21 protein-coding genes are annotated in these 26,892 nt (G+C 37.6%); 11 read left to right on the top strand and 10 right to left on the bottom strand.

Annotation, left to right across the window (positions count from 1 at the left end; translation table 11 throughout):
- Positions 1-15: 15 nt before the first annotated feature.
- From K5X82_01930 to K5X82_01915, 4 genes are all read left to right on the top strand, one after another.
- Entirely contained in the window at positions 16-312 is a 297-nt protein-coding gene (locus tag K5X82_01930) for a metalloregulator ArsR/SmtB family transcription factor (protein ID QZT37664.1), read from the top strand.
- A gap of 42 nt (positions 313-354) precedes the next feature.
- Positions 355-750, top strand: a complete 396-nt coding sequence (locus K5X82_01925; protein ID QZT37663.1) for a nitrophenyl compound nitroreductase subunit ArsF family protein — start codon at positions 355-357, stop codon at positions 748-750.
- 604 nt (positions 751-1,354) lie between these two features.
- Positions 1,355-1,711, top strand: a complete 357-nt coding sequence (locus K5X82_01920; GenBank protein QZT37662.1) for a P-II family nitrogen regulator — start codon at positions 1,355-1,357, stop codon at positions 1,709-1,711.
- Between the two features lie 174 nt (positions 1,712-1,885).
- Positions 1,886-3,121, top strand: coding sequence for an ammonium transporter (locus tag K5X82_01915; GenBank protein ID QZT37661.1), 1,236 nt, complete (start codon positions 1,886-1,888; stop codon positions 3,119-3,121).
- Between the two features lie 157 nt (positions 3,122-3,278).
- Here K5X82_01915 and K5X82_01910 read toward each other — a convergent pair whose 3' ends face one another.
- Complete coding sequence (locus K5X82_01910) at positions 3,279-3,803, bottom strand: gamma carbonic anhydrase family protein (protein ID QZT37660.1); 525 nt, start codon at positions 3,801-3,803, stop codon at positions 3,279-3,281.
- A 220-nt stretch (positions 3,804-4,023) separates the two neighbouring features.
- Here K5X82_01910 and K5X82_01905 point away from each other — a divergent pair, with 220 nt between their 5' ends.
- Together K5X82_01905 and K5X82_01900 are read left to right on the top strand one after the other, a co-directional pair.
- A complete protein-coding gene (locus tag K5X82_01905; protein QZT37659.1) occupies positions 4,024-5,880 on the top strand; it encodes a 2-oxoacid:acceptor oxidoreductase subunit alpha in 1,857 nt (618 codons plus the stop codon).
- Entirely contained in the window at positions 5,874-6,896 is a 1,023-nt protein-coding gene (locus tag K5X82_01900) for a 2-oxoacid:ferredoxin oxidoreductase subunit beta (GenBank protein ID QZT37658.1), read from the top strand. Before K5X82_01905 ends, K5X82_01900 begins: the two co-directional genes overlap by 7 nt.
- Before the next feature lie 57 nt (positions 6,897-6,953).
- Here K5X82_01900 and cydB read toward each other — a convergent pair whose 3' ends face one another.
- Both cydB and K5X82_01890 read right to left on the bottom strand, forming a co-directional pair.
- Positions 6,954-7,988, bottom strand: coding sequence for a cytochrome d ubiquinol oxidase subunit II (gene cydB, locus K5X82_01895; protein QZT37657.1), 1,035 nt, complete (start codon positions 7,986-7,988; stop codon positions 6,954-6,956).
- Positions 7,989-7,996: 8 nt separating this feature from the next.
- Complete coding sequence (locus K5X82_01890; GenBank protein ID QZT37656.1) at positions 7,997-9,322, bottom strand: cytochrome ubiquinol oxidase subunit I; 1,326 nt, start codon at positions 9,320-9,322, stop codon at positions 7,997-7,999.
- Positions 9,323-9,421: 99 nt separating this feature from the next.
- Here K5X82_01890 and K5X82_01885 point away from each other — a divergent pair, with 99 nt between their 5' ends.
- Together K5X82_01885 and hemG are read left to right on the top strand one after the other, a co-directional pair.
- Complete coding sequence (locus K5X82_01885; GenBank protein QZT37655.1) at positions 9,422-9,844, top strand: DUF2147 domain-containing protein; 423 nt, start codon at positions 9,422-9,424, stop codon at positions 9,842-9,844.
- A 182-nt stretch (positions 9,845-10,026) separates the two neighbouring features.
- Positions 10,027-11,397 carry a protoporphyrinogen oxidase gene (gene hemG, locus K5X82_01880; protein QZT37654.1) on the top strand — a complete coding sequence of 457 codons (1,371 nt, stop codon included), beginning with the start codon at positions 10,027-10,029 and terminating at the stop codon, positions 11,395-11,397.
- 86 nt (positions 11,398-11,483) lie between these two features.
- Here the strand turns inward: hemG and zupT are convergent, their stop codons facing one another.
- Complete coding sequence (gene zupT / locus K5X82_01875) at positions 11,484-12,308, bottom strand: zinc transporter ZupT (protein QZT37653.1); 825 nt, start codon at positions 12,306-12,308, stop codon at positions 11,484-11,486.
- Between the two features lie 576 nt (positions 12,309-12,884).
- On the opposite strand from zupT, the gene K5X82_01870 reads away from it, so the two are divergent.
- Positions 12,885-13,547 (top strand): SatD family protein, encoded by a 663-nt coding sequence (locus K5X82_01870; protein ID QZT37652.1) that lies wholly within the window; start codon positions 12,885-12,887, stop codon positions 13,545-13,547.
- A gap of 3 nt (positions 13,548-13,550) precedes the next feature.
- Positions 13,551-14,282 carry a DUF3307 domain-containing protein gene (locus K5X82_01865; protein QZT37651.1) on the top strand — a complete coding sequence of 244 codons (732 nt, stop codon included), beginning with the start codon at positions 13,551-13,553 and terminating at the stop codon, positions 14,280-14,282.
- A gap of 52 nt (positions 14,283-14,334) precedes the next feature.
- Here K5X82_01865 and K5X82_01860 read toward each other — a convergent pair whose 3' ends face one another.
- From K5X82_01860 to K5X82_01850, 3 genes are read right to left on the bottom strand one after another with little or no spacing between them, the layout of a single operon-like run.
- On the bottom strand, positions 14,335-15,348 hold the full coding sequence (locus K5X82_01860; GenBank protein ID QZT37650.1) for an HAD family hydrolase: 1,014 nt from the start codon (positions 15,346-15,348) through the stop codon (positions 14,335-14,337).
- 11 nt (positions 15,349-15,359) lie between these two features.
- On the bottom strand, positions 15,360-18,047 hold the full coding sequence (locus K5X82_01855) for a pyruvate formate lyase family protein (protein QZT37649.1): 2,688 nt from the start codon (positions 18,045-18,047) through the stop codon (positions 15,360-15,362).
- Positions 18,037-18,987: a glycyl-radical enzyme activating protein gene (locus K5X82_01850; protein ID QZT37648.1), complete on the bottom strand. Its 951-nt coding sequence runs from the start codon at positions 18,985-18,987 to the stop codon at positions 18,037-18,039. Before K5X82_01850 ends, K5X82_01855 begins: the two co-directional genes overlap by 11 nt.
- Before the next feature lie 284 nt (positions 18,988-19,271).
- On the opposite strand from K5X82_01850, the gene K5X82_01845 reads away from it, so the two are divergent.
- Positions 19,272-19,913, top strand: coding sequence for a class I SAM-dependent methyltransferase (locus K5X82_01845; GenBank protein QZT37647.1), 642 nt, complete (start codon positions 19,272-19,274; stop codon positions 19,911-19,913).
- Between the two features lie 222 nt (positions 19,914-20,135).
- Here the strand turns inward: K5X82_01845 and K5X82_01840 are convergent, their stop codons facing one another.
- The 3 genes from K5X82_01840 to K5X82_01830 form a co-directional block, all read right to left on the bottom strand.
- Positions 20,136-22,964 carry an FAD-binding oxidoreductase gene (locus K5X82_01840; GenBank protein QZT37646.1) on the bottom strand — a complete coding sequence of 943 codons (2,829 nt, stop codon included), beginning with the start codon at positions 22,962-22,964 and terminating at the stop codon, positions 20,136-20,138.
- A 366-nt stretch (positions 22,965-23,330) separates the two neighbouring features.
- The gene (locus K5X82_01835) at positions 23,331-25,664 is read right to left on the bottom strand and encodes an arylsulfatase (GenBank protein ID QZT37645.1); all 2,334 of its coding nucleotides are present in this window, start codon (positions 25,662-25,664) and stop codon (positions 23,331-23,333) included.
- A 400-nt stretch (positions 25,665-26,064) separates the two neighbouring features.
- Positions 26,065-26,787 (bottom strand): type 1 glutamine amidotransferase, encoded by a 723-nt coding sequence (locus tag K5X82_01830; protein ID QZT37644.1) that lies wholly within the window; start codon positions 26,785-26,787, stop codon positions 26,065-26,067.
- Between the last annotated feature and the right edge of the window lie 105 nt (positions 26,788-26,892).

Below are 26,892 nucleotides of genomic sequence, written 5' to 3'. Positions count from 1 at the left end.
AGGAGAAGATTCAGAATGGACATAAACAGTAATATTACCGAAGAGCAAAAACAGGTTGCTCGTTTTGCAAAAGCTTTAGGGCATCCTATTAGGATATATATATTAAAACGATTGAATGAGTTATGCTGTTGCTATAGTGGGGATCTGACAGAGGAACTTCCTATTGCTAAATCTACCCTATCACAACATCTAAAAGAACTCAAGAATGCTGGATTGATACAGGGAGAGATTCAAACGCCAAGAATTAAATATTGTATTAATAAAGAGAATTGGGAGAAAGCAAAGGTTCTATTTGGAGATCTCTTTAAATAATCCTACTTCTTTCAGATAACACGCGATCCAATTTAAATCAAAATGAAAGACCAACTTTTAATCATAGGAGTTCTGCTAACCTTTTTATTTTCATCTACACATTTAAATGCGCAAGAGAAACAGGCAGAAAGTGAGATTGAGATAATATACTTCCATTTCACTCAAAGATGTTCTACCTGCCTAGCCATTGAGCAAGAAGTAAAGAAGGATATCGAGATGGAGGTAGAGATGAATCACAAACTTTACACGTTTCAATCAATAAATATTGACAATCCCGACACAAAGGAGATTATCAATGCATTTCAAGTTGAAGGACAAACACTACTGATCATTAAAGGAGATAGAATCATTAATCTAACAGATGAAGCATTTCAGTATGCTGATTACTATCCAGACAAGCTAGCCAAGTGTTTAATTAAAACATTGGATTCGATTTAAGTATGCTTATCTTGTACCTACAGTGTTTTATCATATGGTAAAGAAACAGTTTATATATCATTAAAAACAGTTACATCAAGAGAGCAATACTTCAAGTTCTTTATCCATCTAAACAAGAGGTATTGACTACAATTTAATTGATGATTTCTAAATACTACAGAAAACAAGACTTTCTGGTTTAAAAACAAAGAAGAGTTCGCATTAAGATTCTAAAATGATCTTAATGCGAACTTTTTTATTTCCTATTCATTATAGTCTAGCATTATCACCTCTACACCCTCCTTGCAAAAGTGTTTTTTACCACACCCCCACAAAAACACCCCTTAAATATTAATTTATTGTTATTTAAATAACAACACCCCTTAAATAATACACAATAACACCCATTTTTTAACCATATTTGCATTAGACCCCTACAAAACACCAGGTGTCTATTAAAATATTGTTTTAAACAATATTCTCCGTGATTATTCATATAAGTTTCTTCTAAAAAATGATAACGTGAGCTATCATAACTATCATCTCCTTAAAATTGGACGTGGTCGTTTAATAATCACCTATCACAATTATTATAGTTACAGAAATCACAAAAACGACTATAAGTATGAAGAAAATCGAAGCGATCATTCGAAAAATTAAATTTGATGATGTAAAAGAAGCACTGCATGAAGCTGGAATTGAATTCTTTTCATTTTGGGATGTAAGAGGGATTGGAAAATCAGTTGAAGAACGCTCTTATAGGGGCATTCTCTATGACACTAGCAGTATTGAGCGTGTTAAACTTTCTATAATTGTTAGGGATCAAAATCTTCAGAAAACAATTGATGCGATTCTTAAATCTGCATGTACAGGAGAGATTGGAGATGGTAAAATCTTCATTGTTGATGTAATCGATGCCATTCGTATCCGCAATGGAGAGAATGGAGATGCATCATTATACCTAGAGTCCAGTGAAGGTTAAGATGGATACACTTATATTTTGTTTATACGGCATAAAACATCAATTATGGGAGAACGACACTCCTACCTTTTAGTCTTATCGTAACAACATATTATCATATCTATTAAACGATCTTTTCAAAACACCATTGGTATAATACCAATATGGTATCACCTACATTAAAAAACGACAAGAATGCTATATACAATTCTAAACACATCACCATCAACATTTGATTCTCTCGACACAGTATGGATTCTCATCTGTGCATGCCTTGTAATGTTTATGCAAGCAGGCTTTGCCCTAGTTGAAGTTGGATTCACAAGATCTAAAAATGCCGTTAATATCCTAATGAAGAACATGATGGACTTTAGTATCGGATCTGTTGCTTTTTGGCTCATCGGATATGGGATCATGTTTGGCCCATCAATTTCCGGATTAATTGGCACGATAGATATTGGTTTTCAAAATCACTATGGACTTGAAATTCCAGACAACGCTTTCCTCTTCTTTCAAACTGTATTTTGTGCCACTGCTGCAACAATAGTATCAGGTGCTGTTGCAGAACGTGCTAAATTCACGACATACCTTATATTTAGCCTTTTTATTGGAATTGTAATCTATCCCGTATCAGGACATTGGATATGGGGAGGTGGATGGCTTTCAGAATTAGGGTTTCATGATTTCGCAGGATCCACTGTAGTACATTCAGTTGGTGCATGGCTAGGTATTGTTGGTGCAAAGATGTTAGGACCAAGATTAGGGAAATACAACGGCAAGGCAAAAGCAATACCAGGACACAACTTAGTATTTGGAACCCTAGGTGTATTTATACTATGGTTTGGATGGTTTGGATTTAATCCAGGATCTCAACTTGCAGCTCAAGGCCTAGAGAATGCAAATGCCATCTCACACATCTTTATCACTACAAACCTTTCAGCAGCATCAGGTGCTATCGCAGCCATGTGTTTATCCTGGAAACGATATAAGTTTCCATCCCTATCAATGACATTAAACGGAGCACTGGGCGGATTGGTAGCCATCACTGCGGGCTGTGATGTTATATCTCCAAGAGATGCCATTTTTGTTGGTATCCTTGCAGGAGTCACATTAATCTTTGCTGTCGAAATTATCGATCAGAAATTGCGTATTGATGATCCTGTAGGTGCAATCTCTGTTCATGGAGTTTGTGGCGTACTTGGAACACTTCTTGTTGGAATATTAGACCCTCAAGAAGGGCTACTATATACAGGAGACACAACACTCCTTTTAACTCAGCTTGTAGGAGTAGCAGCAGTGGCTGCTTGGGCACTGAGCCTTGGATGGGTCATGTTCTACACTTTAAAGAGAACCATAGGCCTACGAGTGACCAAAAGAGAAGAAGAAGAAGGGCTTGATATTTATGAACACGGAGAGAGTGTATACAACTAACATGAACTCAACCTAACAATCAAATATATCTATTTTACTTGGTCATTCCACACAACTCTTTTAACCGTGTGGAATGACTTTTTTAGTTTATCACAGAAAACACACCCTTCACTCTGTTCTTCTCAATGTTTTACAGAATAGAAAATACAATGTTTACCTATTCAGCATCTTCAGTATACCAACTAGCATACATTGCATAACTATTAGCAATACGATTAATCTCCCCTTCTAACAATTCAGGGCTCAACTCTTTAATCTTCTTGGCTGGAGATCCAGCATAAACAGATCCTGATTTGACAACCGTACCTTTAGTTACTACAGCTCCAGCAGCAATAATAGCATTTGGTTCAACGACAGCATCGTCCAAAACAACAGCATTCATTCCAATCAACACATTATCATGAATCGTACAGCCATGAACAATTGCTCCATGTGCAATAGATACATTGTCACCAATATTAGTTGGTGATTTCTTGTATGTAGCATGAATAACAGCATTATCTTGCACATTTACGTTGTTACCCAAACGAATAGAGTGAACATCCCCACGCAATACAGCTCCATACCAAATACTACATCCATCTCCCATCTCAACATCTCCAATAATTGTTGCTGTTTCTGCCAAAAAACAGTCTTTTCCAATTTTAGGTGTTTTACCTTTGAGCGTTCTTAATAAAGTCATAATGTATAATGTTTATAAATTGATTGCAAATTTACAAAATTCTGGAAATCCTGACTTTTTTAAGAATGATTATTTAACATTTATACTTAACTTTGTATTACGCAAAAAAGAAACAATATGACATTGTTTTGGCTCGAAATCTGACGATTTAACACCAAACCTCTGTTTTTAACAGTAAACTAAAAGGCAATTAGCCAAAATTTTAAATAAATATCCAATTATGTCTACCGAAGCTAAAATTATAGAATTGGACGAAGTTGCAATCCGATTCTCTGGAGACTCTGGAGATGGAATGCAGCTAACAGGAACACTGTTTTCAGATGCATCTGCTTTACTTGGAAATGATATTTCAACATTTCCTGATTTCCCATCCGAAATTAGAGCACCACAGGGAACTGTTGGTGGAGTTTCTGGTTTCCAAGTTCATTTTGGTGCAAACCAAATTAACACACCGGGAGATTTAGCACATGTACTTGTCGCAATGAACCCTGCAGCAATTAAAGCGAATGCTAAATTCATTCGCCTTCAAGGAACTATTATTTATGATTCTGATAGCTTTACTGAAAAGAACCTTCTAAAAGCTCAGTTTAAAACAACAGATCCTTTTGAGGAACTTAATCTTCATGATTATAGAAAAATAGCTGTTCCAATCTCAAACCTAACTAAAGAGAGCTTAAAAGAATTTGGTCTAGACAACAAATCTGTACTAAGATCAAAGAACATGTTCGCTTTAGGACTAGTGTGTTGGATGTTTAACCGTCCTTTGGACTACATTGAGTCGTTCATAAAGAAGAAGTTTGCTAAAAAACCAACTGTCGTGGAAGCCAATCTTAAGGTTTTACATGATGGATTCAACTATGGAATGAACATGCAACACATGACTCCTCGTTATGTGGTGAACCCTGCTCCTATTGAGAAAGGTACTTATCGAACTGTTCATGGTAACCAAGCTACCGCTTGGGGTATTTTAGCTGCTGCTGAGAAGGCAAAAAAACCTCTATTCATTGGATCTTATCCTATTACTCCAGCCACTGATATTCTTCAAGAGTTAGCTGTTCGTAAAGATCTAGGCGTAAAATCATTCCAAGCGGAAGATGAAATTGCAGGTATCTGTACAACTATTGGAGCATCTTTTGCAGGTCATTTCGCGGTCACCTCAACATCAGGACCTGGATTGGCTCTTAAGTCAGAAGCAATGGGATTAGCTGTGATAGCTGAACTTCCAATTGTGGTGATAAATGTACAGCGTGGTGGCCCTTCAACTGGATTACCAACAAAAACTGAACAATCTGATCTTCTTCAATCATTATATGGAAGAAATGGAGAATCTCCAATGGTAGTATTGGCAGCCTCTTCTCCTTCAGATAGCTTCTACTATGCATATATGGCGAGTAAAATCGCAATGGAAAGAATGACACCTGTTATTTTATTAACTGATGGATTCCTAGGAAATGGTAGCCAACCGATGAAACTTCCTAGAATGGCTGATCTACCAGAAATTACTCCTGCACAAGCTCTTGATGCGGAAACATATCTACCATACAAGAGAGATGCGGAAACATTAGCAAGAGAATGGGCTTATCCAGGCATGAAAGGTTTTGAACACAGAATTGGTGGTCTTGAAAAAGGTCTTGACGGAAATGTAAGTCATGATCCAGCAAATCACCAAAAGATGTGTGACATTCGTGCAGAGAAAGTAGCTCGTGTTGCTGACATGATTCCTGAGCTTGAAATCTATGGCAATCAAGAAGGAGGAGAAATCCTACTTGTTGGATGGGGAGGTACTCATGGACATCTATTAAGTAGTGCTAGAGAGTTAAGATCTGAAGGAATAGATGTGTCATTGGCTCATTTCAATTACATCCAACCTTTACCTAAGAATACGGAACAGATATTCTCTAAATACAAGAAAATTATCGTTTGTGAACTAAACAATGGGCAATTTGCATTATATCTAAGAGATCAATTCCCACAATTCAGTTATGCTCAGATGAACAAGCTTCAAGGGTTGCCTTTTACAAATGATGAAATTAAATCACGTGTACAAAAAGAGATGGAAGGATCATTGTCATGCTAGAAAATTCAACTCAATATACAATTAAAGATTTAAAGTCACCAAACGAAATTCGTTGGTGTCCAGGTTGTGGTGATCATGCCATAATCAATGCAGTACAGAAAGCAATGGTAACGCTTGCTATCCCAATTGAAAAATACGCTGTTGTTTCAGGTATTGGATGCTCTTCTCGTTTTCCATATTACATGAATACTTATGGATTCCATACTATTCATGGTAGAGCTGCTGCTGTAGCCTCTGGACTTAAGAGTGCAAATCCAGAGCTTTCTGTTTGGGAGATTACAGGTGATGGTGATGCTTTAGCAATTGGTGGAAACCACTTTATCCATATGGTACGTCGTAATATCGATATCAATGTTATTTTATTCAATAACAAGATCTATGGTCTTACCAAAGGACAATACTCACCTACTTGTGACAGAGGTAAAGTAACTAAAACATCACCTTTTGGAACTGTTGAAGACCCATTTACTCCAGGTAAACTAGTTTTAGGATCAAGAGGAACTTTCTTTGCTCGTGCTATTGATAGCAATGTAAAGAAGAGTCACGATGTATTTGTTGAGGCTGCGAAACATAAAGGAACATCAGTTGTTGAGGTTCTTCAGAACTGTGTGATCTACAACCACAACATCCACACTGAGATCACTGATCCTAAACATAAAGAAGATCGTCAATTACACCTTGAGGATAATAAACCAATGTTATTCGGTAAAGAGAAGAACAAAGGAATTATTCTAAACAAAAAAGGGAAGTTAGAAGTTGCGGTTATCGGAGAGAATGGAATCACTATTGATGATATATTGGTACATGATGCATGCGATGCAGATGGTTTTCTTCACCAACAACTCATTGACATGAAACTTCCTGAATTCCCTGTTGCTTTCGGAGTCATCCGTAAAGTAAAGGATCTTGTCTATGATGAGTGTATGGAAGCACAAATCAAAGAAGTACAAGAGGATGCGAAGATTAAATGTGTAGAAGACCTACTATTTTCAGGAAATACTTGGGAAGTGAAGTAACGATTCTTCAATAAAATAACGATCCCCCTATGAAGATCATCATAGGGGGATTTTTTATCATATTGAATTATCCTCTTTTTCATAAAAGTGAGTACTTTCAATTCTACCACTAAACACCTTCTTTCTCGTAATCAAATATGCGAACACAGAAGGAATTGCCAATACGGTAATGATAAGCAATATCTTCAATGTAAATAGAGAAGAAGAGGCATTATAAATATTCAAGCTATACTCAATATCAATCGAAGAGACCACGATATTAGGGTATAGACTTGCTGCAAAAATCATCAATACAAGACATATCGTTATAGAAGAGTGAAGTAATGATATGTTATAATGAGATCGCTTTACACTATATAGCTCAAGCCAGAGGAATAGAAACAACATCAACGGCACAAGAAATAGAACCGGTGAATAGTAATAGTTTAAGAATGCACTTGGGATATATTTATAAGTAATCCCTCCCAATAGAGCAAAAAGAATAGAGAAGACAATAAGCATTCTATGATGTATCTTTTTCAATCTTGAAATCATATCCTTAGGAACCTTTATTAGGAGAAATATAATTCCATGAATTGAAAGCAATACGACAGTCAACACCCCTACAATGACTGGATAAGGTCTAAATAAAGCAAGCAATCCACCTTCAAAGTTACCATTGGATAATAGCGGAACACCTACCATTAAATTCCCCACCAACAAACCAAATATAAAAGCGATCAATATACTAGACACAGAAAAGGCAATATCCCAGAATAGGACTGAATTGGCACTGCTCGCATGACCTCTATTCTCTATTGAAATAGCCCTGAATATTAAGCAAAACAGAAGTAATATCACAGGAACATAGAACCCTGAGAAGACAGAGGCATACACATCTGGAAAACCCGCAATTAATCCGCCACCCGCAATAACAATCCATACCTCATTCCCATCCCAAAAAGGAGCTATAGCTTCGATTGCAATAGACCTCTGTTTATCATCCTTCAAAAAAGGATAAATGGCACCAACCCCTAGATCATATCCATCCAAGATGGCATATGCAGAAATTATAGCACCTATAAGCAAAAAATACACTGTTTGAATATCCATAGCATCACTTATTTATATTTCTTAATTCCAACCATCACTTGACGCCTAATTGTAAAAACAAAAAGACCTGTAAGGAATATATATATCACACCAAAACCAATGATCGAAAACCACAGATCATACGTTGTTAGGTTTGTGGAGATCCCATCTTTTGTTCTCATTAAGTGATAAACAATCCAAGGCTGCCGTCCTATTTCAGCACTAAACCAACCTAATTGGACAGCAAGTATTGGCATTAAAACACTACCACAACACACCAGTTGAAACCACCTATTCTTAAGGAGCCACCTTCTTTTAAATGAAAACACCAATAACCCTAAAACACCTAACATAGCCATCCCTAAAGCCACCATTGTATGATAGGTTTGAAACACAACATTAACAGGCGGAAGATCTTCCTCAGGATAGTCATTTAAACCTTTAACCTTCATGTTTGGGTCTGCCGAGATCATAAAAGATAGAAATTTAGGAATATACAGTCCCGTGGTTACTTTCTCATCTTGATTCACCCAACCAAGCAAGTATAAATTCCCAGGTTTATTAGAATCAAAATGACCTTCAAAAGAGGCTAATTTCTCTGGTTGGTGTTCTGCAACAATCAATGCTGAATGGTGCCCTGAGACAACCTGTAGGATAATCAAAACCAGACCACTAATAGATGCGACCTTTATTGCAAGAAGAGAGCTTTTGACAAACTTCTTCTTAAAAATATAATAGGCATGAATCGATATGACCAAGAACAGTCCACACAAAAGCGAAGAGAGGATAACATGTAAGAACCGATCCATACTAGAGGGGTTAAATATCATTTTGACATAATCTAAGACCTCTGCCCTAAAAGTACCATCAGCTCTCTGCACAATATGATATCCAGCGGGCGTTTGTTGCCATGAATTTACAATCACAATCCATAATGCAGAAAACATAGAGCCCAACCACACTAAGAAGGTTGAGAAAAGATGAAACTTCTTACTCACACGGTTCCACCCTAAAAGAACAATACTTAAGAATCCTGCTTCAACCATAAATGCCAATAATCCTTCAGCAGCTAAAACACTTCCCATCACATCACCGATATAACGGGAATATGTCGCCCAATTGGTTCCAAATTGAAACTCCATTACAACTCCTGTAGCTACTCCCATCCCGAAGATCACAGCAAATATCTTGGACCAAAAACGGGCTAGGTTGTAATACAATACCTTGTTAGTACGAACATAAATCAACTCAAAAAAGAACATCAACATCCCTAATCCTATTGATAACGGAGGAAAGACATAATGGAAAGAGATGGTCATTGCAAATTGAATACGAGAAAGCAATTCAACACTCATAGTTGTTAGATTTTTATTTATATAAATAAAACATCCCAGAAGATTTTTTGTTTATTTGAATTGAAATTGAAATATATTAATTCAAAAGAGATAATCCAGATGAAAAAACTAATGATGGCACTAATTTGCCTTCTTGTCACACTTCCGTCTATCGCACAGGAGATTACTGGTATTTGGCAAACAATTGACGACAAGACCAACAAGCCCAAATCGGACGTAGAGATTACAATAAAAGATGGAAAGCTTTTTGGACAAGTAGTTGGGTTCTACAACTCTGATCCAAATTACGATCCACTTTGCAAAGAGTGTAAAGGAGATCTTCACAACCAACCAATCAAAGGACTATTCATCGTGGATGGCCTAACAAAGAAAGATGGAGTTTGGGTTAAAGACGATGGTATCCTAGACCCAGAGAGTGGAAAAACCTATGATGTTAAACTATGGCAAGAAGACGGAGAACTACAAGTTCGTGGCTACATTGGCTTTTTCTATAGAACACAAACATGGGTTAGAAAAAAGTAATCACACAATCTATCTCCTCTCTCAACACCATTGTAGTTTTGAAAGAGGAGACAGCTCTTCGTTAACTGCGTTGCAATATCCACAAATTCGATACCTAACAGGTCTAAATAAATTCAAATAGACTCCCTTTTTCGATTCAGTTCCATTATATTTGTAACTCATCATACAAGGTAAAAAGAACAATGGATTCATATGAGATAGTGATTCTAGGAGCAGGAATATCAGGTCTATCTACAGCTGCTTTCCTAGAAGCACAAGGTAAGAATGTACTCATTTTAGAAAAAAGGGATAAAGTAGGAGGTGTTTTGTCCTCTAAAGAGATTGACGGTTACACCTTCGATTTTGCTGCCAACTCCACGGTAGAGAAGTACGAATCTTTTCAGAAACTTCTAAATTGGACTGGAATCAAAGACCAATTAATGCAAGCCAATAGAAAAGCTTCTAAGAAATACCTCTATCGAGACAACCAGATCCACGCCTTAGACGGCCCTCTTTCTTATATCTTCACCAAACTTCTTTCGTTCAAAACCAAACTTCGCGTACTTAAAGAACCATTCGTAAAAGCTAGAAGAGATCATACAGATGAAAGCATGCATGATTTCGTTATTCGTCGTTTTGGGAAGGAGTTTCTCGATTACACACTGAACCCTCTTGTTGCTGGAGTATATGCTGGCGATCCCAAAGATCTAAGCATGCAAGCTGCATATCCTGAAATGGCCGCGATGGAAACACAGCATGGCTCGGTGATCATGGGCTCTTATCACACGATGAAAAACAAGCGCAATGCCTATAAACAAGGGGCATTCAAACCTTCTCGGAATATCATGTCATTTCAAAGAGGAATGAACCAACTCCCTAAAGCTATTGCAAAAAAACTTTCTCCTCAACTCTTTTTAAAGAGTGAAGTAATTGAAATTACACCTTCTGAAAACAGGTATCATATTACCTACCTCAAAGATGGTGAAAAACATACTATTGCCACCGATAAGATCATCTCAACCCTACCAGCATACAAGCTTTCTTCTCTTGTTTCTGATCTCGATCACAAACTAAGTGAAGAACTGGACAAGATCTTCTACCCTCCAGTGGGAACATTAACCCTTGGATATCACAAAGAACAAATTGGACGCCAACTCGACAGTTTCGGCTTCTTAGTACCTGAAAAAGCAAAACTAAAATTCTTAGGAGCACTATGGAGTAGTACCATATTCGACCACAGAGCACCCAAAGACCATGCCTCCTTCACGCTATACCTTGGTGGTAGTAGAAACCACGAAGAGATGCTTCAAAGCGATCTAAATCGTTGGGTATCCGAAGCAACAAGAGAATTTGCGGAGATCATGGAGATAGAGGGCGAGCCTAAAACCAAATGTTTTAAACTCTACGAGAAAGCCATTCCCCAATATAACCTAGGTTACATGGATTTCAAAGCCCAACTGGATAATTTTCATACCCACCACCCTAATTTCATTATCTCAGGCAATTTTGTTGGAGGAAATAGCGTTTCTGACTGTATTAATAATGCAGAGAAGAATGCCAATAAAATGATCTAACATCGAAATTATACAATAGCAAAAGAGAGGTAATGAATATCAAATATGACCTTCATTACCTCTCTTCTATTATAATCAAACTATAATCAGAACAACAATAAACTTATTGCCATTACAGCCATACCAGCCACCAGACCATAAATAGACAAATGGTGTTCTCCATACTCCTCCGCTGTTGGCAAAAGTTCATCCAACGAGATAAACACCATTACTCCAGCAATAGAGCATAAAACAACTCCCATCACCACCTCTAAGTTGTCAGCATTTACAAATGGTAAAATTAAGACATATCCAATCAATGCACCAACAGGTTCGGCCAAACCAGACAAGAATGACAACCAAAAGGCTTTACTCCTACTCTTAGTAGCGTAATATATAGGGACACTCACTGCAATGCCTTCAGGAATATTATGAATCGCAATAGCTACAGCAATAGCCACACCCAATGAAGGGTCATTCAGGGCAGAGATAAAAGTAGCCAATCCTTCAGGAAAATTATGGACCCCCACAGCCAAAGCTGTCATGATACCCATTCTATATAACTTTCGGAAATCCTTTGCTTTCGATGCATCATCCATCTCCTCAATCTTCTTTATCTCATGCGGATTTTCAAAACTAGGAATCAGCTTATCAATCAAAGCTATAATCAAAATACCACCAAAGAATGCCAAAATACCATATATCTCACCCAACTTATCGGTATAATGTTCCTGTAACGAATGTACCCCTTCTGGAAGGATCTCCACAAAAGAGACATAAATCATAACCCCAGCAGAAAAACCAAGTGCCACAGACAATAACTTGGTATTTGTCTGTCTTGACACAAACGCAATTAAACTTCCAATACCTGTTGACAATCCTGCAAACAGAGTCAACCCGAAGGCCATCATAAAATTATTACTCAATTCCATATATCAATCTATCATGTTATTTACACCAAAATATATATTAAAATGACAAATAAGTTATTACGAACATATCTTGTTTAAACAAACAAAGTGGCAACATAGCCTCTTCTACATTGATATTTCAATACGTAGTATAAACAAAATAGATCCTAATAATAGTATTCATTTTAAAATAAGCGTTGGTATTACCGTAGCTTATATGATACAAAGTACGCAAAATTATCGGGACACACTAGCTTATCTAGACTAATTATAATTAAGAAACTATTAAACGGACAACATGTAACATATGCCAAAACATCTACTCAAATCGAACCTACTATATTCTAATCATTTACATAACAAATAAAAAAATATTTAGTTCATCTTTCATATTGATCCTTTTTGACAATCCACTCACAACGAAGGAAACAGAACCATTAAATCAACTCCAAATTATAAGGCTACAGCCTTATATTCGTTAATTATAAGGCCACAACCTTATATTCGTTAATTATAAGGCTAGAACCTTATAATTTGAAGATATTCCTATAGGAGGGTTCTATTCTTTTTACTATCTTTAAATAAAAATAGACGAACATGTATGTAGCATTAACAGGAGATTTAATCGATTCAAACAGATTAAACAACGTAAATAGAGCACATCTATTTTCAATACTGCAACACGACCTAGAGCATATATCTAAAGAGTACGATCTACACTTTCCTTTTGAATTTATTAGAGGAGACGGATTCCAATGCCTATTCACAGATATCGAAATGGCATTAAATATTGCACTCCAGCTTAAAACGATATTCAAGAAAATCACATTCCCTGACCAAGATAAAGACGAGCAATATAATCACATGGATGCTCGCATATCCATCGGTATAGGCAGCATTGACTTTTTGCATAGTACCTTAGCACTATCTGATGGGCAAGCACTGCAACTTTCAGGAAGAAATTTAGAGAGGATGAAACAGTTAGATCAAAAGCTTATCATCCACACAGCTGACCAGGAGATAAATAGAGAGCTAAAGGTCGAATTAAAGCTATTAGAAGCAATTATAGACAGATGGTCTAAGAATGCAGCCGAAACTGCATATTTTCTCTTACAAGGTCTCACTGAGGCTAAAACAGCCGAAAAACTAATGGTATCACAGTCGGCAGTGAATCAAAGGAAGAAAGCAGCCAACTGGGATGCCACTCAAATGATGTTAAACAATTTCAAACATTTAGCCAATAAACTCAAAACGGAATAAACCATGCTCCTATTTCTAAAACTTCTCCTAGCCCACCTCTTCACCGACTTTATTTTACAACCGGATGCATGGGTAGAAAATCGTCAAAATAAGAAATTCAGATCGCCATATCTCTACCTACATGGTCTCATTTCAGGGCTATTATCCTATCTATTTGTTGCCCAATGGGATCTACTATTAATCATTCCTGCGATAACCATAATACACACAGCGATCGATCTTTGGAAAGTGTGTCAAAAAGGGAAACCTGAAGTTCTATTTATTATAGACCAAATTCTGCACACTATATCCATCCTCATTATAACCATACTTATTCTTGACAATTGGCAGCCATTCTATCAACAACTTATTTCGCTTACCAACCAAATAAAGATTATTGGAACTGTTGTAGCATACATCATGATCTTATGGCCATCTGGTATTCTAATAAAAGTTTTAACAAGGAAATGGAGAGATGAGATCGAGACCAATCGAACAAAAAATGAGAGTCTAAACCAAGCAGGCAAATGGATTGGTTACCTCGAACGCTTCTTGACCCTTACACTAATCTTATTAAATCAATATAGTGCCATAGGCTTCATATTTGCAGCCAAATCGATACTACGACTCAATCCAATGCAACAAACTCAATCAAGAAAATACACAGAATATATACTACTAGGAACCCTACTCAGTTTTACCATCACTTTCATTATTGGAATGTTCCTAATCTATGTTATTGGAATAAAAAAATAGGAGCCTCTCCCACATTGGAAAGGCCCCTATTTTAAAAACGATCTTTCACAGACTATTTTTTCATCCAAAGATCTTTAAATTCAATAGACATATTTGCTTGCTTCCATCCATTAATCCTCATCGAATCCGCCCAAGCAGGAACCGCTGTTCCATGATATGGAGGATATTTATATTCACGGTTAGCATCATCATGATTAATCAAAATAGCCAGATGTGGATACTTACTTCCGTTAGCCATATGGAACATTCCGAAATCACCCGTTGTATTTCCAACAGCAATCACAGGGATCTTACCTATATGAGAGTAGATATTCAAACTTTTACCATTATGATTATTCTTAGGTAGATACTTACCGCTCTTCAGAACAAAAGTTGTAGGCTCATCTTTAATATACACAGGCACTTGTTCTTGTCTTGTTCCAATCAAATGAGCTCTATCCAACTTTAATGTATTAGGGCAAACACTCCACAACAATCCTTGCATCGATCCAGACACGATATAGACTTTAAATTGATTCTGTTGCAACAGACGTACAAACTCCAACATCGGTTGATAGAACATATCTCCAAAAAGTATATCATAATCCTTATTCTTATGCTCATCTAGATACTCTTGTGCATATTTCACATAAGCTTCACAGCCCACACCATCAAACGCAGTTAGAATCATCGAATCCAAATAGTTCACATTATCCACAACCCAATGGTTCGTTACAGAGGTATCCTTAGGATTCACGGTCAACTTCTTTGCATACTGATACATTATCTGATCTTCCAAAGAGGGGTTCGCTTTCAACTTATCCATTAAACCAGCCACTGCTACCTCCATCTCAAACCACAATGGGGCTTCACAAGCCAATGTGCCATCCAAGTCAAAAACAGCTACACGATCTTCAACGGGAATCTGTTTTGATGCCATCTTAACATATGATACTATCTCCTCTTTCAAAGGGGTATTATTCCATGATTCTAATGATTCAACAGAATCTTTCTTCGAGAAAGTCTCCCACATCAAGACCAAAAGAATCACAAATATCAATATACCCCATCTATTTCTTCTATTCATAATCTATGATTTTAGTTCATATTTTCAGGTCGCTTAATATAGTTCTCCATATGAGATAGAGGCAAAGTAACGAAAGGAGTTTGCCATCCACCGATACGAACATTTACCCCTGCATATGGGGCTAACATCATAGCAGCTTCCGCCTCCTTTTTCAACAGAGCATCTTTAGCTGTCTCATAAATCTCTTTATACAATTTACTTGTACCGATTGCGACAGTCATCATTCCACCATCTTTCTTCACAAAGGCACGCACAAGCTCCTCAACCATTTCAACAGTACATGCCCCCTCTTCCAAGCACACATCTGTTATTACACCTGCAGCAAAACGGGACAAATTAAAATGTGACAAAGAGTTCATTGTAGACAACGGTCCACTAGATGATGTTCCTGGAACACAAGAGAAGTTCGGTGCGATTGGTTCACTATTTGAACGATTAGCTGAAGCAGCACAACCTCTACCACTCCAATTATACTGTTCAAATGTCCCCATTCCACCAGTGACTTTCATCTTTATATCATATGTCATACCCAATGGCAAACCATAATATCCAGCCAAAGCACGAAGGTTTGCTACTTCGATCCACTTATCCTCAGGGGCAATATCTTGGAACAATCGCTTTCCAAATTTAGCCGAACGCATCAGAGCATCATGGAAAATATTTAAAACCTTTTCCGTAATAAAATCAGCCACAAGATCACCAGTTCCAAACTTAGGACTATGATTATCGAAATCACCTCTTATCTTATCATACAACTCTTTCTCCGTTGACGACAAATGTTCCACACCATCACCATAGTTATTTCTGATTGCACTACAGACCTCTTCTACACTATATTTCTGTTTATCATATACCCATTTCTTTAATGCAGCCACTTGATTTACCATATCTGGAACTCCACCAAGAATAACCCCACCAATATTATAATCTGCACCACCAGATGCTTTGTCTCGTCCTTTTCTCATACATCCTTTTAGATATGCCGAGAACAAAGGAGATGGCGCTGCATTCTCATCCATCATATAATAGACAAAGAGTGCCATTACAGCTTGATCTACCGTAAACCTCATATGATTTTGTAGGTTATCCATCAACATCTCATATGTACTTGGAATAGGGGTTTGAGGAGCCAATTTCGCACCTCTCAACAACTCATCATCTTTCTGTAGTGAAGCGCCTTGATTTAATGCTGTTTCCACAGACTTCAATCCATTTATCATTCCAAAAGTCCAATCCGAACAGCCATTTAAAATTGGCTCCCAACAACCATCCACACAATAATCGTTTGCCAACTGCTGCATCTCTGCACAAACGGACTTATCCTTTGGATCTTCATCTTGCATCAACGCCTTATACATGGCAGGAATCATTATCTCATCATTCAATACTGAAGGATTATTCTTAGTCCTATACACCGAACTTGACACTTTACGAACCAATTCACTCGGGCTATCGTTATGCAAACGAACATATATACCAGGTGTCGATAGATTCACATTCTCAAACGCTTGTAGAATCAAGAAAGTACAACTATTGGTTGCATCGGTACCGTCTGGCTTCTTTCCTCCAACAATTATATTCTGCAAGAAGTTATTTACCCCTGCTTTCTGATCAATATAATATGGATGGGTTCCTAAAACCGTAGCATAGTCTACATGATCTTGCGCCACCAAAGAGTTAGAACCTAAATTCAAACGTCCAGCCAATTTCACAATGAAACATTCAAATATTTCCAATGCTTTAGCCTTGTCTGACTCTTTCTCTAGATATGGGTTTAACACCTGATCCAATCGTCCCAAAGAGATAAAGTTCATCGAAGCATGAAGTGCAATATGGAAGAAACAGATAGACTGCATCGCCTCATGGAATGTATCCGCTCCCTCTCTAGGAACTTTTCTCGCAATACGAGCCAACTCTAGTAATTCGTCACTCTGTTCAACATATTTTATCGCTTTTTGTTCTGCCAATTGGGCAAAACGATCCGCATAACTGACAACAGAACGACATGCAATTTTTACTGACCAATAGAAATCGAATTCCTTCTTCAAATTAATCAACTCACGTTCTTCTTTTCTCAAACGATAAGCAACATAAGAATCGACTTTACCAAGATCAAGATACTTCTCTTCTAATTTAAGTTTCACTTTGATCCTTTCCACCTCCTTTTTTTGAAGCTTAATCTTAACCGAAAGCTTATCCAACTGGAAAGAACAATCATCGATCTTTACCTGAAGCCCATCTCGAAGCAACTCTTCATAATTCATCGTATTATGACCAAACAACGAAGCGGCATTACGATTGGTAATCGAACCAGCACGAAGTTCATCTTCTGTTAAGAAATTAGGAAACACCTTACCTAGCCCATTCGACCCCATAGGTAAAACACCCAACAACAAATCCCCATCAAGAATATCTGCACTATGAGTCTTCTCACTATTCTTCTCATCCGTCATCGCCTTTAACATCGCATCAATAGCCAAAGCCCTACGAACAATTACAGAACACTCTTGCCAAGGTCTCCACAAAGGATATTTGTCATCGTAAGAACGATGTCTTTTCACTAAATCTACAAACATATCTTCTGTAAACCACTCTTCAGAACGATCGCCCAATGCTTTCTGGATTAAATGGTCATATAATGCCCGCACATTATCGGTCATCTTATCCGGAAAATCTAAAAACTTAATATCACTTTTCATCGATAGTAAAATTTAAACGTTTAAAATGGTCTTTTATCTCTCTAGTAGCATCTTCTACTATATCTGTGGAAGGTTTAGTCATCTTAAGTTCCATCCCACCATGGATATAGTTCACATCGAAATGATCATTCCATGGATTAAGATCAACATGCTTTAGATGATACTTATTTAACAACCTGGTTATCACCTCTAATACGGAAGTTTGGTTTGTAAATCCAGGGATAATTGGGATACGTGGAAGTATTTTTGCTTTTGCATCATGTAACAGAGACAAACATCTATCCACCTGAGCCTCTTTACTTGGTGGCACCTCTCCTGTAGTAACACGAAATCCAATAAGCCACACATCCACCCATGGGATAAGTAGCTTATAACGATCAAGTGGCATAAGTCCAGAACTCTCCACCGCAGTATGATATCCATGCGCCTTGCATAACCATAACAATTTCATGGCAGCCTCACTCTGCAATAGAGGTTCGCCTCCAGACAACGTAATACCTCCACCACTACGCTTTGTCAAATCCAAATAGGGCCTTATCTGTTCAAACAAAGTATGCACATCACTTTGTACAGTGGGCAGAAACAAAGCACTAGCTTTCACTCCCTCTCTGCTTTGGGGACATGCTGCCACACATTGCCCACAATGAATACATTTCTCTCTATGAATTATATGCTCTTCACCAACCATCTCATGAACGCCATGAGGACATGCAGAGACACAAAACCCACAATGCGTACAAAAGATCTCATGAAATAGTAAGGGAGAAATAGTAGATTGTGAATGGGGAGAATGACACCACGCACATGAAAGAGGACACCCTTGAAAGAACACCACTGTGCGTAAACCAGGGCCGTCAAACGGAGAAAGTTCCGAAAGATCAAAAAGAGATAAGCGTTCCGACACGTCTACCTCTGTCTTAATACATGGTGAAATCTTCATAATACCTAAGGGGATAAAGTCACTAGGAAAACAATTATCCTCGATTAAAGTTCAATGACATCGTAAGTTTATTCTATTAATATTTAATCAATAAACACGAGCCAAATTATGTTCTATTACAGAACAATAGAAAACATCCTAATGACATTTTTCATCCAATGATATAGCGATTTACACCTCATAAAATCACCATTTAAAGGGATATAAAGAACCTCTTTTTCGATCTATCTTTACCCCCACAAACACAACCTTCAAATGATGTCATTAAAATAAAACCTAAAAAGATGTTAGAGGATCAAAATAACAAGGAGACATTCTGGTCTCAATTTGCTACCGATTTCGAGAAATCAAACACCTATGTCGTTGGAGAGGAGACTCAAAATGAAATCTTCAAATGGATAGGACAACTTCCAGATCTAAAAGAGACTTTAGAGCTTGGTAGCGGAGATGGAGCATATACCCAACGCCTCTATCCCAAAACGACGAAATATCATGCCACAGACCTTTCAGATCAAATGTTAGATCAACTACAATTGCGATTTAATAACCAACCCGATCTATCTATTGAAAAAATAAACTGTCTAAAAACACCATATCAAAATGAATGTTTTGATACAGTCGTTATGGCAAATCTGTACCATATTATTCCTCACCCTAACATGGCGCTGATGGAAACATATCGAATCTTAAGACCTGGAGGTAAACTGATACTTATTAGTTTTACCAAATACCAAATGAAATTTATTAATAAAGTGGGGATGATTCACCGTTATATGAAAACATATAAAAAACAGGCACCAAATGCAAGGGTTCTAGTTCCTCAAGAAGTACACCGCGATCTTAACAATGCAAACTTTGAGATCGAGCAATCAAAACTTATCGGTAATGACACACACGCCATATGTATTATTGCAACAAAAAAATAATACCTATTGAATGGTAAAATGAGCTGCATATTGGGGGAATACACTCTGTTTTAACCCAAGATAACAGAGTCTAAAACCAAGATATAACAGATTTCATGATTTAATTAGAATCAAACTCTAATCAAAAAACACTTCTCATAAAAAAGCACAGCCAAATCCATAGCTGTGCTTTTTTACAACATTTAATCCCAATCTAAATGGTGAAATGAGCGATATCCATCTCTACTTAGAAGATGTTACTCGATCCACTAAATAGATAATCGAAGCATATGGAATACCACTATTTTCAGACAAACCGATCTCACATGTTCTACTGTTTGAATATCCTGCAATGGCTTTCTCCTTCTCCACAACAGGACGTAATTTTCTTAATGCATAAGCATTTACTTCAGGGAAATTAAACCCTCTATCTCCAGCAAAACCACAACATCCAACTTCATCAGGCAACACAACTTTACAAGCGCAAGCCTCTGCTACTCGCTGTAGCGTTCCCGTTAACCCCATCTTTGTTGTACTACATGTAGAATGAATCGTAACCACTTCATCTACTTTCTCAAACTGTAGCTTATCCATTAAAAAAGTATCAATAAACTCTACTGGCTCATACAACTTCAATTTTGGTTCCATCACTTTTCTCATTCTATACAAACAAGGAGATGTGTCACACAAAATAGGATACTCTCCACGGTTAGAAGCTTTAAACAGCGCCGCCTCCAACTCAGACGACTTTTGATTGGCATGCTCTTCAAACCCTTTACTCTCCCACGGTGTCCCACAACAAAGAGAGCTCATATTTTCTGGATAAATAACCTCATACCCCGCTTTCATCAATAGCTCTTGTGTCACGATATGCAACGGACGTCTATCCTTATCTCTCTTTGCAGCACCCATCGTTTGTGCGATACAAGAAGGGAAATAAACCACCTTTAATGGATTGTTCGGGTTCACAGACAATGGTTTAGGACCAGAGACTCCTGTAGGCATCCATGGCGTCCACTGTGGCAGTTTATTGCCACTAATCTTACGAAAAGTACTCGCGATACCCCCTAAAAGAGAAGCCCCCATCACATAGTGTACACCATTCACCATCTTCAATCCACCTCGGATAAGTGTTCCTACCGTATAAAAGTGATCGGCCACCCACTGTGACTGCTTTTGCAGTTTTGGATCAACAACTTGTTTCGCTCTTAATACCTTAATAAACTTTCCAGTATCAATCTTTACAGGGCAAGAAGTCGCACATAGTCCATCCCCCGCACACGTATCCATGCCATAATATTGAAAATCTTGCTCTAACACATGTTGTCTAGCAGGGTCCTGATTGGTATCGATCAAACGAGTGATCTCCCTCATTGTAACCGTACGTTGTCTTGCTGAAAGGGAGAAACCTGCCGTCAAACAATTAATCTCACAGAAACCACACTCAATACATTTATCGACAATCGGATGTACTGGTGTAAGGTGTTTGAAATTCTTGATATAACAATTGGGATCTGCATTAATAATCACACCAGGATTAAGTAAACAGTTGGGATCAAATAGATCTTTCACATCAACCATTAACTGATATGCTGCTTCACCCCACTCATGTTTAACAAAAGGGGCCATATTTCGTCCTGTTCCATGCTCCGCCTTTAATGATCCATCATATTTATCGACCACAAGCTTATCCACCTCATGCATAAACTTCTGATAGATATCTAACTCTTCAGGCTTATTGAAATTCTGGTTAATGATAAAATGAAAATTACCCTCTAAAGCATGACCATAAATCACCCCATCTTTATATCCAAAACGAGAAATCAACTCTTGTAACTCCTTAGTTGCAGCAGGAAGATCCTCAATATGAAAAGCCACATCTTCAATGATACATGTAGATCCAGTCTCTCTTAATCCTCCAACAGCTGGAAAAACCCCTTTACGGATGTTCCAGTATTGCTGATACAGCTCTGGATCACTAGTAAACTCAACAGGTTTCACCATACTATAACGATCTGTTACCGATATGATTTTTCGAATATTTTCACCTATCTCTTTTGGCGAATCCCCAAAAGTCTCAATAAGAATAGCAGTAACATCAGGGCCAAAATTTTTTATAAATGGAGGAATACCTTTTTCATTCTCAACGGATTTCAGTGCAACCCGATCTAACATCTCCGCGCTAAACACGGGTTCCTTCTTCATCTCCACCACAGCCTCACAAGCGGTTCTAATATCTGTAAAATACATCATCGATGTAGACTTACAGTTAGGCTCTTTAATAGTCTTAAGTGTAATCTCTGATAAAAACCCAAGAGTTCCCTCGGAACCGACCATCAGGTGTAGAATAATATCAAAGGGATCGGTAAAATCAACAAAAGGATTAATCGATAAACCTGTTGTATTCTTAATGCTATACTTTTTAATAATACGCTGCTTAAGCTCTTTATTATTTTGCACTCGATCTCTTAACTGAATAACCTTATCTATAAAGACCTTATGACTCACCATAAAAGCCTCGCGACTCTCATCTTTAGAAGTATCCAACAGTGTTCCATCCGCAAAAATAATCCTTGCTGAATGTATCGTTTGGTAAGAGTTTTCGTGGGTTCCACAATTCATTCCCGAAGCATTATTCATCACAATACCTCCTATCATTGCAGAGTTTATCGAGGCAGGATCAGGACCAAGCTTACGTCCATATGGTTTAAGCAACTGATTAACTCTTGCACCAGTCAGTCCAGGCTGAACAGAGATAAGTTCCCCTTGACCATGAATAGTATACTTCTCCCAGTTCTTTCCCGCAATAATTAATACTGAATCTGTAATCGATTGACCTGCCAAAGAAGTACCTGCAGCCCTAAAAGTAACAGGCATTCCATATTTGGAAGCCGACAGAAGAACCTGTTGAACCTCTTCCTCACTATTTGATCGAACAACTATTTGAGGGTTTAACCGATAGAAACCGGCATCAGTTCCATAAGTTAATCGTCTAAGTTCATCAACATACAATCGTGAAGTATCGACATAGCCTTTCACCTCTTGATAAAACGAATCAAAATTCCTTTCCATATTGCAATTTTCTTTTTGTGTTGATTAATCAGTTATCCTAAGACCTCGTTCCCCTAAACGATAATCCTATAACCTTAAAAATCGAATTCATGTTAATTCTAATCCCCCAAGAACTCTTCAATAAATATATATAAAATCCATGCCAATTAATTATGTTGCACAACAGTGACTCTTTCAATAGCATCCATTCAATGGACATAAAACACCTTTAATCAACACGAAGTGACACATACTATTTATAGATAGATCAAACTAAACCACACAACAAAACCATTAACGTACGACTCCATTATATAACAAAAAAAGTAAGACCGTTTTCCACAATCTCACCCTACAATCTCAATTCAAAGACGATGAATTATATCTCTATTTCAATGTCGTAGTCACATAATTGACCCTTCCATTAAACACACTACTCTCTCTTGTATATTTTGGTGTAACCATCGTCTCTTTATCACAGCCTACATTCACAGACTCATCTCCAGAAAAAGCAATACCTTGAGTCTCATCAACCTTCACACTTCCTACCTTCTTTCCATTGATATAAATGGTTGCAACACCACTTTTGCCATAACCTGGGCCATTATATTTAAACTCCATCTTCACCTCAACCTTACCTTTCGGAATTTTCTTTTTCGATACTACGGTAAAATCCTTCACCCCCAAGAAATTATAGGTATAGGCCAATTTCCCTTTAAGCGTATAGAAAGCCCATCCACCAAAACGACCAGCCTGCTGTAAAATAACACCATTGGCAGCTTTATTTGTTTCAATCTCGGCAATAATCTCATGAGAGCGATTCTTTATATTTAAAAAATTATTTCCTGAAATACCTGTCATTCCATCTCCTAGAGTTAAGGACTTACGCCCTAACATAAGAGAAGGACGACCAGCAATAGCAGGATTGAGTCGCTCCACTTTTCGATCATCTAGAGGATAGACATTATATCTCACCGCTTCATTGGCAAACAGCTCCTTCATCCTTTCTAATCTTTCAGGATATTGGGTAGATAAATCCTTTGCCATAGCAAAGTCCTCTTCAACATGATACAAGAACCACTTATCCTCTTCAAAAGAATTTTCAGGCTTTGCTGCCCATGGCACAGAATGTACAGTTCCGGCCATCCAGCCATCATAATAGAGGCCACGATTACCCATCATCTCAAAATATTGGATCGTGCGTCTACTATCTGCATCTCTATCTTTAAATGAATATATCATACTTGTTCCTGCCATTGGTATTTGAGGAATACCATTCACAGTTGTCGGTTCAGGTAAGTTACAAGCCTCAAGTATCGTTGGAGCTATATCTACGATATGATGCCATTGGGAACGCAATTCATGCTTTGGCTGCATCTTTTTTGGCCATCTTATCATCAACCCATTTCTCGTTCCGCCGTAATCAGAAGCAATCTGCTTTGTCCATTTAAACGGAGCATCAAAAGCTACAGCCCAACCAGCCGCCATATGAGGATATGTAGATGGACTACCCCATTGGTCATAGTATCTCATCATAAAATCAACCGTATTCATTTTCTGTTGATTATTGAAAAAGATAAACTCGTTATACAGACCATTCATTCCACCTTCCGCACTGGTTCCATTATCTCCAGTCAAATAAAAGATCAATGTATTATCGGGATTGGGTAAATTATCAATCAATCGCCCTATTTCATGATCTGCCATATCTAAAAAAGCAGCAAAGACCTCTGCTTGACGAGCAAACAACTTCTTCTCTTTATCAGAAAGAGCACCCCAATCTTTAATATCCTTTGGTTTGGGTGGCATTACAGTATTCTGAGGAATAACTCCTAATCGCTTCTGATTTTCAAAAATCTCTTCTCTAATCGCATCCCATCCCTTATCAAATCGTCCTTTTTGTTTATCGATATAGGATTGTGGTACGTGGTGTGGAGCATGAACAGCACCTGGAGTAAAATAGATAAAATATGGTTTACTAGGAGTAATAGCATATTGCTTCTTCACCCATTTAATTGCTTGATTGGTCATATCATTCATCAAGTGATAACCAGGCTCATTGGGAGGATCAACCTGATTAAAATTATGATGTAATGCAGGACTCCATTGATTGGTCTCCCCTCCAATAAAACCATAAAACTCATCAAACCCTTGCCTATTAGGCCAACGGTCATATGGACCAGAAACCGAAGTTTCCCATACAGCCAATTCATGCCACTTTCCAAAAGCAGCAGTACTATATCCATTATAATTAAGAATCGTTGCAATAGAACTTACGTTATTTGGCAACTGTCCTGTATAACCAGGAAAAGAAGTTGCCATCTCTGTAATAGCCCCTTGATTACAGGTATGATGATTTCTTCCCGTCTTCAAAGCTTGTCTTGATGGAGAACAAAGCGAAGTGGTATGAAACTGATTATACAATAATGCATTCGATGCAAATTTATCCATCTCAGGTGTCGGCACCACACCACCAAAGGGGGAAGCTGTTCCAAAACCAGCATCATCAATCATAATGATAACCACATTCGGTGCCCCTTCGGGAGCATTCACATTAAAAGCATCTGGACGTTTCGCATTACGAGCATCCTGCACCGTTATATGCTTATGATATGGACTCTTGATAGGTAAAATAGTTCGATCTAATGGAATCATCTGTTGTTGTCCCAATAAAGGAAATTGGAAACAAACCAATAGTAATAAAGCTAATCTTCTCATCATAACATGCGTCTTATATTACACTTACGACACTACAACAAACCACCACATTAACTTGCTCAATTTCACAAGAATACACACTCAAAATATCCTCACATTAAATAAAAACAGGATAAAAACAGGATAAAAACAGACCTTTCCCTTGAAATATTGATATGATGACATGAATCATTGTGATTTCCAACAATGCCATGCCACAACACTTGGGAACACCGAGTTCCACTCGGCATCATGCCACAACACTCTGTTACAATTCCCTTTTTTGTTTACACACAGTACTGACGACCATTAAAACCAATTCATTTATCACACCTCATATTACTGCAACAATACTCTGAAAGTTTCCTATTCATATCTAAAAGATAATGGAACGACATGTCACTGTACATAATAACCAATTCTTTCACAGACCGTCACAATTGATATTAGAAGATAAAAAACGATCAAATATCTTATCAAGAAGGATATTGGTCTCAATACTCAAATGAGAATTACTACGAAGCTCTCTCTCACGCTGTATATTTCTCTCCGAAACAAGCTCATCTTTACAGTTGTATATCATCTCTTTTAAGGTCTCTGGTGTGCTTTCTAAATGGAACTGCAACCCCAAAACATTCGTTTTATAAAGAAATGCTTGATTCTTACATACCTCAGACTCAAAAAGATGAATGGCTTCTTGTGGTAAATCAAAAGTATCACCATGCCAATGTAGTACAGCGCAGTTTTCAAAAAGATCTTTGTCCTTATCACACTTTAGCACCCCTTTCACCAATTGAATTGGAAACCAGCCGATCTCTTTTGAATGGTTTGAATATACTTTTGCACCTAAAACTTCCGCAATTAATTGCGCACCCAAACAGATACCAATCACTTTTTTATTGGCACTAATACTTGATTGTATAAACCTTTTTTCTTCTTTCAACCAAGGATAGTCCTTCTCTTGGGACACTCCCATTGGCCCACCCATAACGATCAAAACATCGAACTCACTCTGTTCAGGTAATGTCTCTTCATTAAATAGTTTGGTCCCCTTAAGTTGATGACGATTTTTATTGGCCCAATCTTCTATATACCCGATCCCCTCAAAAGGTACATGTTGTAAATAATGGATTTTCAAGCTATTCATAGTACACAATTTATCTGTATCGTATCTAATGATAATCATCATTGATAACTACGTTATTTAATAATGTAAAATTAGACTATATTTGGCTTACTAAAGTCGTACAGT

It is taken from the genome of Prolixibacteraceae bacterium (genome assembly GCA_019856515.1).
In the GTDB taxonomy this organism is placed as follows: domain Bacteria; phylum Bacteroidota; class Bacteroidia; order Bacteroidales; family Prolixibacteraceae; genus Halosquirtibacter; species Halosquirtibacter xylanolyticus.
Note: the sequence above shows the minus strand (reverse complement) of the source record. Positions and strands in the feature narration are given on the sequence as shown.